Consider the following 13,005-nt stretch of genomic DNA (forward strand, 5'->3'; position numbering starts at 1 on the left):
TCAGAGGTCCGGGACGAGCGCCTCGGGATACAGCGTCTCGTCGCCTTCACCGAACGCATCCGCGGACTTCCAGACGCACGCTATTTCTTCGTCGAACTCGACCTCGTACCCCGTGAATTCGTCTCGCTCGTACGGCCACGACTCCACGATGTCAGCCTCGTAGACGCGCCACACTTCGTGGTGGCGTCGGCCGCCGGACGCGAACACTCCCTCGTAGGTTTCGAAGTGGGAGACGTTCGAGAGCGAGACGCCCAACTCCTCGTCGAACTCGCGGTGCAAGGCGTCCTCACTGTGCTCGCCGAACTCGACGCCGCCGCCCAACGGATAGTAAAACGGTGTGTCTCCGTCGGGGGGCGTCTCCCGAGCAACGAGGAGGTCGTCGTCGCGCCGGACGAGGCCGCGAGCGGAAACGCGGATTCGGTTTTCGGGCATCGGGTTCGTGAAGAGTCGGGAAGTGTGTGATAAGCGTGTCGAATCGGCGACGGAAGCGGTTCAGCGAACGATCCAACTCAGGTACCACGTCAACAGCGCGCCGACGACCAATCCGCCGACGGTTGCGGCGACGAGACCGAGGACGCTCGCGCCGCCGTGGAATGCGATGAGGCCCCCCGACGCGCCGACGAGCAGGACGACCGCTATCTTCAGGCGAAGCATCGCGGCCGACCGCTCCTCCCGTGACATCGGACCGACCATTATCGTCCCCTGCTCGTCCGGACGGAACGCGTCTCGTCGCCTGCGCATACTCCCCGCATGAGAGAGGAAGCGTGAGGCAGGTGCTTAAATCCCGGCGGGACACCGCGGAATCACTGGCGGTAGCGCTCGACGACCTCGAAAAGCGTCTCGAACGCGGGCGGGGCGTCGTAGCGAACAGTCCCCGTCCGGTCGTCGTAGTCGATGAGGTGAACGTCCCACAACTTCGGGAGCGTGACGTGTCGAAGGTTCGCTTCGAGCGACATCGACCGGAGTTCGTCGCCGGACGTCAACTCCTCGACCGTGAGCACGCCGTCGGGGGCGTCCATCGCCATTCGAAGCACGTACCGGCATCGACGGTCCGCCAACACGTCGAGCCAATCGTCCATCACGCCGGACGGAACGTCGATGTCGTCGACGTCGGCCGTCGGTAACCGCGTGAGCGCCGAATCGGTCGGCTCCGTGCTCGGCACCTCCTCCGGGTCGGCCGAGGACGCGTCGGATTCGTCCCGCGAGTCACCCGGGTCAGGGCGAAGGGGACCGACCAACCCGGCGATGCCGACGACCAATCCCAACAGAGCGCCGCTCGTCACCAAGGTCTGTGCGAGAAAATAGGGGTTTGCGATGTGCCACCCGGAGACTTTCGCCGTGACGATGACGCCCGCGGCGAAGATACCGAGCGCCACCATTCCTTTGAGGCATGAAACGTCCACCCGTCGGAGCGTGGTCGCATCGAGGTCGCTTCTCGTGAGCCGGTAGCCGACGAAAACCAGCATCGCCGAGAGCGTCATCTCGATGATGAACTCCGGGAACCACACCGACTCCGCACGGAGAAAGAGGTCGATGATAACGACCATCGACAGCAGAAGACCGATGAGCGCGATCACTCGTCCGCCGGTTCTCGATTCACCGTCGGTGACCGTGAGGTCGGGATGGGTCACACGCATCAGAAGGTCACTATTTCCATTACTCGCTCAGCGCTACTATCGGTTTCGCCACCGGTGAGTCTCCTGACCGGTTCATCGTCGGAGAGTAAATCGAGAAACGTTACTGGAATCCACGGCCGACTTCATCCTCGTCGATGAGGTCGTCCAACTCCTCGTTCAGCAACTTTTCCGACTCCTCGAACGTCTCCGCGAGGTCGGAAACGGCGTCGGGACGGTCGTAGCCGTCGAACTCCATCGGCCCGAACGCCGGACTTTCGAGCGCCTCCATCACGTCGTCGAAGAGGTCCGCCCCCGACGTCGGCGCGTCGGCGTGCGCCTTGATGGTTTCCTCGACGCGCTTCGCGCGCGCTTCCATCTCGTTTTCGTCCGGGCGCTTCTCCTCGGAGTTCCGCACGGCGAATCGTCCGTCCCGGAAGTCCTTCTCGGGGAGGTAGCTCCCGATTTCGTCGTCGAGTTTTCGGGCGACGTGCGTGCCGACGCCTCGCACCTGATACGGGTTTTTCGCGTAGGTCTTCAGGTGGTAGAGACCGGCGTTCGGATGGCCGAGATACAGGTCCTCGCCGACGCCACCGGCTCGTTGTCCGCCGGCGGCCCGCCACCCCTCGGGGTCGACGCTCCGGTCAACGACGTCCTGCAAGATGTCCTGCCACTCTCGAATCCGCATAGGTACACCGTGACACGCAGGAAGGATTAACGTGTCGCTTTTTCGAATCTGTACCCGTCCTGACGGCGATGTGCGTCGTTGTCGCGGTGCGAACACGGCACGCGGACGGCGTGGAACGGGTACCTTTTTCCTCCGGCACTCGAAGAACCATCATGAACCTTTCAGCGGAACAGCGAGCCATTCGGGACGTGGTTCGGGAGTTCGCCGTCGAGGAGATTCGACCGGTCGCGGCCGAATGCGACGAGAAACAGGAGTTCCCGGAGGACGTGTGGGACGGTCTCGCCGAACTCGATATGATGGGACTGACGGTCCCCGAGGAGTACGGCGGACTCGACGTGGACAAATTGACGTACAGCGTCGTCAACGAGGAGGTCGCCTACGGCACCCTGTCGGTTGCGACGGCGCTGTCGGTCCACTGTCTCGCAACCTCCTGTCTCGCGGAGTTCGGCAACGAGGAACAGAAAGAACGCTGGCTCCCCGACATGGCGAAGGGTCGGCCGGTCGGCGCGTTCGCGCTGTCGGAACCCGAAGCGGGGTCGAACCCGGCCGAGATGTCCACGGAAGCGCGCCGCGAGGGCGACGAGTACGTCATCAACGGCAAGAAGCAGTGGATAACGAACGGCAAGCGGGCCGACGTCATCGTCCTGTTCGCCAAGACGGACCGCGACGACCCGCGGAGCGTCACGCAGTTCGTCGTCCCGAAGGACGCGGGCGTCGAAGTCGGCAAGAAAGAAGAGAAACTCGGCCTGCGGGCGAGCGATACGACCAGCCTCATCTTCGACGACGTTCGGATTCCCGCCGAGTATCGGTTGACGGAGGAAGGCAAAGGGCTGTCCGCGGCGTTCCACATCTTGACCGGCGGGCGCATCGGCATCGCCAGTCAGGCGGTCGGTCTCTCGCAAGCGGCGCTCGACCAGGCCGTGGAGTACGCACAGGACCGCGAGCAGTTCGACCGGCCAATCGCAGACATCCAGACCATCCGGCACAAACTCGCCGACATGCAGACGAAGTTGCAGGCGGGGCGACTGTTGACCCGCGATGCGGCCCGCCGTGCGGATAACGGCGAGGACCACGCAGCGGCCGCGAGCATGGCGAAGTACTTCGCCAGCGAGTCCGCCGTCGAAATCACGAACGAGGCGGTCCAGATTCACGGCGGCTACGGCTACACGACCGATTTCGACGTGGAGCGGTTCTACCGCGATTCGAAGATTACGACCATCTACGAGGGCACCTCGGAGATTCAGAAGAAGGTCATCGCCCGCGACCTCCTCGACTGAGGCGAGACCGCCGGGAAACCGGGACCGTCGCCGACCGAAGTCCCTTTGCTCTCCCCTTCCCTACCGACGACCGTGATAGACGACGTTTCGGCGGTCGTGTACGACTTGGACGGGACGCTCGTGAACCTCGTCGTCAACTGGAAACAGGTCGCGCGGGACGTCGCCGACGTCCTCTCCGACCACGGCGTCGACGCGAGCGGTGCGGACCTCTGGGCGATGTTGGACTTGGCAGACGAGGCGAACGCCCGTGGGGCGGTCGAGTCGGTCATCGGCGACCACGAGTGTCTCGGCGCGCGGCGCTCGAAGCGACTGCCGCACGCCGACGAACTGCTTCGACGCGACGTTCCGGTCGGCGTGTGTTCGCTGAACTGCGAGGCCTCCTGTCACGTCAGCCTCGAAACGCACGGCCTCGCCGATGCCGTCGATGCGGTCGTCGGCCGCGATTCCGTTCCGACGCGAAAGCCCGACCCGGAACCGCTTCGGGCGACGCTCCGGACGCTGGGAATCGACGGCCCGGCACTGTTTATCGGCGACTCTCCGCGTGACGAACTGACGGCAGAACGAGCGGGCGTCGCGTTCGAGTACGTGTAGCGCTATCGGCTACTGATTGAGCGCGAGCGTGTTCTTCAGGAGGTTCGCGTGTCCGCGCCGCAGTTTCTCCGAGATGGATTGATGGGTCACGCCGAGCGAATCGGCGAGGTCGGTGGCCGACGCGCTTCGCGGAATGGAATAGTACCCCGTCTCGTACGCGAGCATGAGCGTCTGCTGTTGACTCTGCGTGAGTCCGTACCGTCCCGTTCTCCCCTTCGAAAACTCGTGGATGTTCTGGAGTTCGAGGTCGATACCCCGGCGACGGCAGTACTCGTACGTGCGAGTCACGGCGTCGTGGTTGCTGAACAGCAACCGGAACTTCCACGTGTCTTCTTTCCCCGTCGCGGCCAGCACCGTTCCGTTCTCCTCGACGAGTATCTGAATCAGTACGTCGATATCCTTCACCCACTCCAAACGATACAGACATTCCGTGTCGAACTCTCCAACGAGTTGGAAATCGCGTACGCTCTCGTCCGCGGTGAGCGCGGTTTCGATGCCCTGTCTGTTGTCCGTTCCTACCCAGACGAAGGGCATGAGGTGGTTGTGATTGTATGCAACCACCTGCTCGATGTCGAACCGAACCGAATCGAGCGCATCGAGCGTGTGACCGAGGGCAAACCGTTCGGCGGGAAACGCCACTTCGGCTATGGTTCCCGTCATAGCCCTTTCTCAGGAGTTGTGGTTAATACCCTTATTGGCCGTGCGATTATAGATACTCGAGGTGACGAAATAGAAAATCGCGGACGGAAAGTGGGGCAGTCGAAAACACATCGGATTTCGTACACATCCAAAATTTCCCAGAAAACGTGCGCTCTCGTTTGGAAACGTGTAACATTGTACGTTTTTGATGAACGTCACCGTCCGACGGTTTGATGGGTGCGAGCGTAGAGAAAAACACCGATTGCGGTGATAAACCAGACAATCGCACCGACTCGAACCGCGAACGACACGCGCGATGCCCACGTCGGAAGCGAGACGCCGGAGAAGAGTGCGAGGAGTGCGACGAGTGGCGCACCGACGACGATGGTGGTGACGAACGTCACCTGCATCACCCATCCGTAGTCGATGCCGTCGGGACTGTGGGTTTCGACTGGTTCAGGCACGAGTGAACGCGGGAACCGCGTCGGCTTAAGAGTTGTCAGGTCGGATTTCGGCGAACCCATCACCGACCGGGCACGTTAAGCCGTCGGGCCGTAGAGTTCGATGTATGCCAACGGTGAGGGACATCCGCGCCAAGGCGGGAAAAGAGCCGATCACGATGCTGACGGCCTACGATGCGCCGACCGCGGCCATCGTGGACGACGCCGGTGTCGATATGATACTCGTGGGCGACAGCATGGGAAACGCAGTCCTCGGGTACGATTCGACGCTGCCGGTGACGGTAGACGAAGTTGCCAGTCGAACCGGCGCGGTCGTCCGGGGGACGGAGGATGCCCTCGTCGTCGCCGACCTGCCGTTCCTTAGCTTCGGCTACGACGAGAAGAGCGCCGTCGAAAACGCGGGTCGGATGCTGAAAGAGGAGGGCGCGAACGCCGTCAAAATCGAGAGCGGGCCACACACCGTCGAGCTCACGGAGACGCTCTCGAACCTCGGCGTCCCGGTGATGGCCCATCTCGGGCTGACACCTCAAAGCGTCAATCAGGTGGGCCACGTTCGACAGGGAACGACGCGGGAAGACGCGGACGAAATCCTCACTCTCGCCAAGGAACACGAGGAGGCGGGGGCGTTTTCGCTCGTCCTCGAACACGTCCCGGCGAACCTCGCCGAAACGATTACGACAGAACTCGACATCCCGACCATCGGTATCGGGGCGGGACCGCACACCGACGGACAGGTCCTCGTCATCAACGATGCCGTCGGATTGGGCGACTGGAGTCCTCCCTTTTCGAAGCAGTTCGGTGACGTGAAAGGCGAGATGAAACGCGCGGTGTCGGCCTTCCGGGAGGAGGTCGAGTCGGGCGAGTTCCCCGCCGAGGAACACAGTCACGTCGAGGACGAGTTGGACGGCGTGTACTGACGCCGTTGTCGATTTTATCGAACGTCCTCTAGGAATTCCACGAGCGTTTCGTTGAACGCGTCCGGCGTTTCGAGCATGGCGAGATGCGCCGCGTCCTCGATTTCCGCGTAGCGGCCGTCCCGTACGTTGTCGGCCAAAAACTCGTGATACCACGGCGGCGTGAGCATATCGTGTTCGCCGACGACGGCGAGCGTGGGTGCGGTGATGTCGCCCAATCGGTCGCGGACATCGAAGGTGTGACACGAGTGGAAATCGCGGCTCGTGACCCGCTGTCCGACCTCGTACATCGACTCCTTCGACAGTTCGACGTACCGGTCGTCCGGGTCGTAAAAGAGTCGGTCGTCGTCGTGGAGGAACTCGACGGCGCGGTCGAAATCGTCGTCCAACCACGTGAGCAGGTCGTCCAACACCGACAGCCGTGCGCCCGTTCCGGCGAGGACGAGCGCATCGGCGTCGAATCCCCGTTCGAGAACGAGGTGCATGACGACCGCCCCGCCGAGCGAATTGCCGACGAGGGTTCGCGCACCCGTCTCCTCCGCGACCGCCAGCACGTCGTCGGCGTACGCGGAGAAGGTGCTCCAGCCGGGGTCGGCGTCCACGTCGTCCGATTCCCCGTGACCGCTCAAATCGACCGCGACGACGGGAAACTCGGACGCGAGGCGAGCGAGTTGCGCCTTCCAGATTTCGTGGCTGCCGCCGCTGCCGTGAACGAACAAGACGGGGGACCCCTCCCCACCGCGGTCCGCGACGCGATACACCGTCCTCCGGTCGTGATGTGTGACCGACTCCATATCATCTCGTTCTCACGCACGAAGCATAAAGTTCGACCTCGTACTGTCGGCTACGATTCGCATCAAATTAGGGTGAGCAGTGTGAACCGCATTTCAGGGGTAAATCATAGAATCGCCATACAGCACCGCCCCAATATACGAAACATTTTTATAGAAGCGCAACTAACCCAAGGTTAGCTAAAGATGACGCTCGAACGAATATCACAGCAAGAAGACAGTATTGCACGCCGCTACGAGTACGGCGACGAAGAGCTCATCGTCGCGGATTTCGGCACGGCAGAGGTGTCGGTCGACGTGCTGGATGACGCCGCAATCGTCGTCGTGGAGCGCGACGGCGAGAGTTTCCAAAGCGAAATCGAGCTACCGGACGGTGACGCGCAAGCGTTTATCAACAATGGTGTCCTCACTATCGAGGTGGGACAATGAAACTTACAGTCAAACCGCTCAAGCAGAAGGACGCGGGTCGCGGACTCGCGGCGGTTGATCGACGCTCCATGGAGGAGTTGGGTGTCGAAAACGGCGACTATATTGTCATCGAGGGGCATGGGCAGGGTCGTGCTGTCGCGCGGGTTTGGCCCGGCTACCCCGAGGACGAAGGTCGCGGTATCATCCGTATCGACGGGAAGCTCCGGCAGGAGGCCGGGGTCGGCATCGACGACAAAGTGAGCATCGAGAAAGCCGACGTGAACCCGGCGAACCGGGTCACGATAGCGCTCCCGCAGAACCTCCAGATTCGCGGGAACATCGCCCCGCACATCCGCGATAAGCTGAGCGGGCAAGCCATCACCCAAGGGCAGGCGATTCCGTTCGGCTTCGGCCTGATGGGAATGGGCTCCGGCCAGTCGATTCCGCTCAAGGTCGCCGAAACCGACCCGGACGGAACCGTCGTCGTCACCGACGCCACCGAGATTCAGATCAGCGAACGCCCGGCCGAGGAGATTACGGCCGGTGGCGGTGCGGGCGGTCAAGCCCGACCGGACGTGACCTACGAGGACATCGGCGGTCTGGAGCGCGAACTCGAACAGGTTCGTGAGATGATAGAGCTCCCGATGCGCCACCCGGAGCTGTTCAGCCGCCTCGGCATCGACCCGCCGAAGGGCGTTCTGCTCCACGGCCCGCCGGGAACCGGGAAGACCCTGATGGCGAAGGCCGTCGCCAACGAAATCGACGCCTACTTCCAGACCATCTCCGGGCCGGAGATCATGTCGAAGTACTACGGCGAGTCGGAAGAGCAACTGCGGGAGGTGTTCGAGGAGGCCGAACAGAACTCCCCCGCTATCATCTTCATCGACGAACTCGACTCCATCGCGCCCAAGCGCGAGGAAGCGGGCGGGGACGTGGAACGCCGCGTCGTCGCACAGCTCCTCTCGCTGATGGACGGCCTCGAAGAGCGCGGTGAAGTGACGGTCATCGCGGCCACGAACCGCGTCGATGCGGTGGACCCCGCGCTTCGCCGCGGTGGTCGCTTCGACCGCGAAATCGAAATCGGCGTGCCGGACCGCGAGGGCCGCCTCGAAATCCTGCAGGTTCACACCCGCGGGATGCCGCTCGCCGACGGCGTGGACTTGGAGGCGTACGCCGACAACACTCACGGCTTCGTCGGTGCCGACCTCGAATCGTTGGCTCGCGAAGCCGCGATGAACGCGCTCCGGCGCGTCCGTCCGGAACTCGACCTCGATTCGGAAGAGATTCCGGCGGACGTACTGGAGTCGCTGAAGGTCACCGAAGCGGACTTCAAGGAGGCGCTGAAGGGCATCGAACCCTCGGCGCTCCGCGAGGTGTTCGTCGAAGTTCCCGACGTGACGTGGCAGGACGTCGGTGGCTTGGAGAACACCAAGGAACGCCTCCGCGAGACCATCCAGTGGCCGCTCGACTACCCCGAGGTGTTTCAGGCGCTCGACATGCAGGCCGCGAAAGGCGTCCTGATGTACGGGCCGCCCGGAACCGGAAAGACCCTGATGGCGAAGGCTGTCGCCAACGAGAGCGACAGCAACTTCATCTCGATCAAGGGTCCCGAACTGCTGTCGAAGTGGGTCGGTGAGTCCGAGAAAGGCGTCCGCGAAGTGTTCAGCAAGGCCCGCGAGAACGCCCCGACCGTGGTGTTCTTCGACGAGATCGACTCCATCGCGACGGAGCGCGGCCGCGACGGCGGCGGTGGCACGCAGGTCAGCGAGCGCGTCGTCTCGCAACTGCTGACCGAACTCGACGGCCTCGAAGAACTCGAAGACGTCGTGGTTATCGCCACCTCGAACCGCCCCGACCTCATCGACTCGGCGCTCCTGCGTCCGGGACGGTTGGACCGTCACGTCCACGTGCCCGTGCCGGACGAGGAGGCGCGCCTCGCCATCTTCGAGGTCCACACCCGCCACAAGCCGCTGGCCGACGACGTTGACCTCGAAGAACTCGCGGAGCAAACCGACGGCTACGTCGGTGCCGACATCGAAGCCGTCTGCCGCGAGGCCGCGATGGCCGCCAGCCGCGAGTTCATCGAGAGCGTCTCGCCGGACGACATCGGCGAGAGCGTCGGTAACGTCCGCATCACCGCGGAGCACTTCGAGGACGCGCTCGACGAGGTGACGCCCAGCGTCACCGAGGAGACCCGCGAACGCTACGCGGAAATCGAAGAGCGGTTCGACACCGCGGAACCCGAGACGAAAGAGCAGTTGGGTCGAACGTTCCAATGAGCACGACCTTTTGCTGCGGTCGCGATCAGGGATGACGACGGCGGTTGTCGTCATCCCCTGACGGCTTCCTAGCAAAATGTCGATCAAAAGCGCTCCTCACCCCCTCCGGAAGACCGGAGGTCTTCCGTGCCCTGCTTCACTTCGTTCAGCAGGACTCCGGGGGTTCGTCGGCCCGGAAAATCTTCGATTTTCCGGTGTCTCACAATCGCCGCGCGATTGTGATGGCTCGAAAGACCGCAGGTCTTTCGGTGGAGATGCTAGCGACTGGCGGTTGTGTCACCGGGCGATTTTCGGAGCTTTGTGTCGGTTGAGATTTTTGCAACAGTCTCGGTTGCTACTTCTGGCGGCTGTGTCGACTGCCTGTCGGGGTGCTGTCGATATCTCGTACGAACTGTCGCTTACCGGACTCTTTTGGCGAATCGATTCGTCGTGGCGATACCTATCGAAAAAACCCTATCCGTCCGGGATCAGGACGACCTTCCCGGTTACCCTGCCGGAGTCAAGTTTTTCGAGCGCTTCGCTCGCCCGGGAGAGCGGAAACTGCTCGTCGATGGTGGCGTCGAGTTCACCTCGAGCGAGAAGGTCGAACAGTTTCGTCACGTCCTCCCGGAAGTACTTCGGCCAGCGGTCGACGTAGTAGAACGTCGCGTCGCGGCCGTTCGGGAGGAGCTTCCAGAACAGCAATCGGGCCACGATCGGGGCGAACGGACGAAGCCGATGTCCCTTCGCGTCGAGCGTTCCGGCCACGCCGTAGGAAATCAGCGTTCCGCCCGACCCGAGCATCCGCCACGAGTCCGTCAATCCCGTGCCACCGACGTGGTCGAAGACGGCGTCCACCCCGTCCGGCGCGAGTTCCCGGACGCGAGCGGGAACGTCGTCGTTTCGATACTCCAGCGGAATCGCGCCCAACTCCCGCACCGCATCCTGCTTTTCCGCCGAGGCGGTGCCGATAACGCGAACGTCCGCGAGTCGAGCGAGACGGGTGAGTAGCGTCCCGACGCCGCCGGACGCACCGTGAACGAGCACGGTTTCCCCCGCTTTCACCTCGGCGACCCGGTGCAACATCTGCCACGCCGTCACGCCGTTGGTTACGACCGCGACGGCCGCGGTCGGGTCCAGTTCGTCGGGGACCGGAGCCAGTTTCCCGGCCGGGAGCACGACGTAATCGGACCACGCGCCGGTTTCGGTGAGCGCCGCGACCCGCTGTCCGGGCTCGATTGCAGTGACGTCCGCGCCGACTTCGGTCACCCTCCCGACGAGGTCGTAACCGGGGACGAACGGGAATTTCGGCTGGTTGAAGTACCGTCCGCGGAGCATCTGCACTTCGGCGAACGAAACCCCCGCAGCTTCGACGCGGACGACTGCTTCGTCGTCGCTCGGCGACGAGAGGGGTCGTCGTCGCTGGGTGAGCACGTCGGGAGTGCCCATCCGCGGCATCACGATTTCGGTGACGGCCATGTTTCCTTCGCCGGTTCGCTCGGCGGTCGGTCCGGTTTTCGTTTTCTTCCGCGTTTCCGTCGTCATACGGTACTCACTACCGCCCCGACGCGATTCAACTCGCGTCTCAACATGTTAACACCGGTATGAATCGGTTGATTAGCGTCGGTGACCGAACGATAGTCATGGCTAGCGTTCGTCTGAAGATAGTCCCACCCCCGGAGGAGTGGTTCATCAAGCTCTCCACGGAACGCCCCGACGACGAGTTCACGCTCTTGACGGTGACGAACGCACGCGACGGCCTGTTCGGCGTGTTCGAAGTCGAAACCGACGACGTCGAGGCCGTCACCGCGACGCTCGACGACATCGACGAAATTCGGTCCTTCGACCTCTTACACGCTGCGGGCCGAACCGCCGTGATCCAGTACACCGTCACCGAGTCCATCGTGCACGCCGCCACCGTCGATGCGGGTGTCGTCCCCGTCTGCCCCGTTACCGTCACAGACGGGGAGATGGTCGCCTCGGCGACCGTTTCACACGAACACCTCTCCCGCCTCGGGGACCGACTCCGGGAAATCGGTGCGACGTTCGAAGTGCTTTCGCTCTCCCAAACCGCCGACGGCCGCGGAAACCTTCTCACCGACGCCCAGCGCGAGTTCGTGGTCGAAGCCGTCGAGCGGGGGTACTACGATACGCCGCGTCGATGTACGCTGACCGAACTGGCGGCGGAACTCGATATCACGACCGGCGCAGCCAGCGGCATGGCACACCGCGCGGAGGAGCGGATACTCAAGGCGTTCGTGAACGAAACGCCGCTGTAACGTCCCGAGTCACGCACCCGGAACGACGTGCGTCACGCCGACCGTCTCCAACAGCATCCACGCGAGAAACAGGCAGTACACGGCGAGCAACCCCCACGATTCGTTTTTCGAGAGCGAGAGTTCGGTGCGGAGGAAGGCGAACACGATGACGGTGGCGAGCGTGAGAAAACCCATCAGCGGGACGGCGACGGAGAAATCTATCTCGGCCGCCCCGGCCACCATCACGCCCGCCGGAACCGCGATGAGCAGGTCGAAGACGTTACTCCCGAGGACGTTCGCAATGCTGGTCACGCCCTCGTTGTCCGTCGCGGCGCGGACGCTCACGAGCGTATCGGGAAGGCTGGTTCCCGCGGCGACCACCGTCAGCCCCCAGATGAAGTCCGGCGTTCCGAACAGGTCGCCGAACCCGAGCGCGGCCGTAACCAGCCCCTCCACCGCAACCGCGATGAGGGCGAGGCTGGCGAGGAGCGTTACGACCTCGCGGAGGGGCGAGATGCCGTTCGGCGGGGCCGCCGCGTCGTAGTCCTGCGTATCCTGATACTGGGTGAAGATGTAGACGCCGTAGAACGCGATGGGGATGAGCGCGAGTTGCCACGTCACCGTTCCGTGAAGGCGCGTGTTCGCCACCGGGTGGTAAATAACCGCCAGCGCGAAGGTGATAAGGAGCACCGCGACGGCGACCATGTAGAACTGCGCTTCCTTGTAGACTATCGACCGGTCCGCCTCGACGCCATCGGCGAAGATACCCGAGAGCGCCGGGATGACGAGCAGGTTGAAGATGGCCGACCCGACGATGGCGCTCACGCCCAAATCGAACGCGCCGTGTACGTACGTCGAGACGACCGTACTCGACAGTTCGGGAAAACTCGACCCGACGGCGACGACGATGGCCCCCTGAACGACGGGCGGCAGGCCGAAGTACAGCGACAGCCGTTTGCTCGACCGTTCGAGCATGTCGCTGCCCTTCCAGACGACCGCCGTCCCGACCAGCGCGAAGAGGACGTACCACCAGAATCCGGAGACCATGCGCGCTCGTTCGAATCGAGATGTCTTAAAACGAATCAGTCGCCGCTCGAACGAAGCGAA

15 protein-coding genes are annotated in these 13,005 nt (G+C 63.1%); 6 read left to right on the forward strand and 9 right to left on the reverse strand.

What is annotated here, in order from left to right; all coding sequences use genetic code 11:
- The 4 genes from OPC11_RS02415 to OPC11_RS02430 all read right to left on the reverse strand — a co-directional run bounded on the left by OPC11_RS02415 (position 1) and on the right by OPC11_RS02430 (position 2,301).
- Positions 1 to 432, reverse strand: a complete 432-nt coding sequence (locus tag OPC11_RS02415) for an NUDIX domain-containing protein (RefSeq protein ID WP_007977633.1) — start codon at positions 430 to 432, stop codon at positions 1 to 3.
- 60 nt (positions 433 to 492) lie between these two features.
- A complete protein-coding gene (locus OPC11_RS02420; protein WP_232423727.1) occupies positions 493 to 741 on the reverse strand; it encodes a hypothetical protein in 249 nt (82 codons plus the stop codon).
- A 62-nt stretch (positions 742 to 803) separates the two neighbouring features.
- A complete protein-coding gene (locus OPC11_RS02425) occupies positions 804 to 1,637 on the reverse strand; it encodes a hypothetical protein (RefSeq protein ID WP_264780899.1) in 834 nt (277 codons plus the stop codon).
- 100 nt (positions 1,638 to 1,737) lie between these two features.
- A complete protein-coding gene (locus OPC11_RS02430) occupies positions 1,738 to 2,301 on the reverse strand; it encodes a hypothetical protein (RefSeq protein ID WP_007977637.1) in 564 nt (187 codons plus the stop codon).
- Positions 2,302 to 2,453: 152 nt separating this feature from the next.
- Between OPC11_RS02430 and OPC11_RS02435 the strand changes: the two genes are divergently transcribed.
- Positions 2,454 to 3,578 (forward strand): acyl-CoA dehydrogenase family protein, encoded by a 1,125-nt coding sequence (locus OPC11_RS02435; RefSeq protein WP_264780900.1) that lies wholly within the window; start codon positions 2,454 to 2,456, stop codon positions 3,576 to 3,578.
- A 72-nt stretch (positions 3,579 to 3,650) separates the two neighbouring features.
- A complete protein-coding gene (locus tag OPC11_RS02440; RefSeq protein WP_007977639.1) occupies positions 3,651 to 4,169 on the forward strand; it encodes an HAD-IA family hydrolase in 519 nt (172 codons plus the stop codon).
- A 9-nt stretch (positions 4,170 to 4,178) separates the two neighbouring features.
- Here OPC11_RS02440 and OPC11_RS02445 read toward each other — a convergent pair whose 3' ends face one another.
- Positions 4,179 to 4,829 (reverse strand): helix-turn-helix domain-containing protein, encoded by a 651-nt coding sequence (locus tag OPC11_RS02445; RefSeq protein WP_007977641.1) that lies wholly within the window; start codon positions 4,827 to 4,829, stop codon positions 4,179 to 4,181.
- 194 nt (positions 4,830 to 5,023) lie between these two features.
- On the reverse strand, positions 5,024 to 5,272 hold the full coding sequence (locus OPC11_RS02450; RefSeq protein ID WP_069451051.1) for a DUF5822 domain-containing protein: 249 nt from the start codon (positions 5,270 to 5,272) through the stop codon (positions 5,024 to 5,026).
- Positions 5,273 to 5,376: 104 nt separating this feature from the next.
- Here OPC11_RS02450 and panB point away from each other — a divergent pair, with 104 nt between their 5' ends.
- Complete coding sequence (gene panB, locus OPC11_RS02455) at positions 5,377 to 6,186, forward strand: 3-methyl-2-oxobutanoate hydroxymethyltransferase (protein WP_007977644.1); 810 nt, start codon at positions 5,377 to 5,379, stop codon at positions 6,184 to 6,186.
- Positions 6,187 to 6,200: 14 nt separating this feature from the next.
- On the opposite strand, the gene OPC11_RS02460 is transcribed toward panB, so the two are convergent.
- Positions 6,201 to 6,977, reverse strand: a complete 777-nt coding sequence (locus tag OPC11_RS02460) for an alpha/beta fold hydrolase (protein WP_007977645.1) — start codon at positions 6,975 to 6,977, stop codon at positions 6,201 to 6,203.
- A gap of 183 nt (positions 6,978 to 7,160) precedes the next feature.
- On the opposite strand from OPC11_RS02460, the gene OPC11_RS02465 reads away from it, so the two are divergent.
- Both OPC11_RS02465 and OPC11_RS02470 read left to right on the forward strand, forming a co-directional pair.
- Entirely contained in the window at positions 7,161 to 7,403 is a 243-nt protein-coding gene (locus OPC11_RS02465; protein WP_007977646.1) for a hypothetical protein, read from the forward strand.
- Positions 7,400 to 9,661 (forward strand): CDC48 family AAA ATPase, encoded by a 2,262-nt coding sequence (locus OPC11_RS02470; protein WP_264780901.1) that lies wholly within the window; start codon positions 7,400 to 7,402, stop codon positions 9,659 to 9,661. Before OPC11_RS02465 ends, OPC11_RS02470 begins: the two co-directional genes overlap by 4 nt.
- A 453-nt stretch (positions 9,662 to 10,114) precedes the next feature.
- Here OPC11_RS02470 and OPC11_RS02475 read toward each other — a convergent pair whose 3' ends face one another.
- Positions 10,115 to 11,185 carry a medium chain dehydrogenase/reductase family protein gene (locus tag OPC11_RS02475; RefSeq protein ID WP_264780902.1) on the reverse strand — a complete coding sequence of 357 codons (1,071 nt, stop codon included), beginning with the start codon at positions 11,183 to 11,185 and terminating at the stop codon, positions 10,115 to 10,117.
- A gap of 98 nt (positions 11,186 to 11,283) precedes the next feature.
- Here OPC11_RS02475 and OPC11_RS02480 point away from each other — a divergent pair, with 98 nt between their 5' ends.
- Positions 11,284 to 11,919, forward strand: a complete 636-nt coding sequence (locus tag OPC11_RS02480) for a helix-turn-helix domain-containing protein (protein WP_264780903.1) — start codon at positions 11,284 to 11,286, stop codon at positions 11,917 to 11,919.
- Between the two features lie 9 nt (positions 11,920 to 11,928).
- Here OPC11_RS02480 and OPC11_RS02485 read toward each other — a convergent pair whose 3' ends face one another.
- Positions 11,929 to 12,945, reverse strand: a complete 1,017-nt coding sequence (locus OPC11_RS02485) for a sodium:calcium antiporter (RefSeq protein ID WP_264780904.1) — start codon at positions 12,943 to 12,945, stop codon at positions 11,929 to 11,931.
- Between the last annotated feature and the right edge of the window lie 60 nt (positions 12,946 to 13,005).

The sequence above is a fragment of the Haladaptatus sp. T7 genome, assembly GCF_026008575.1.
Lineage (GTDB): Archaea > Halobacteriota > Halobacteria > Halobacteriales > Haladaptataceae > Haladaptatus > Haladaptatus paucihalophilus.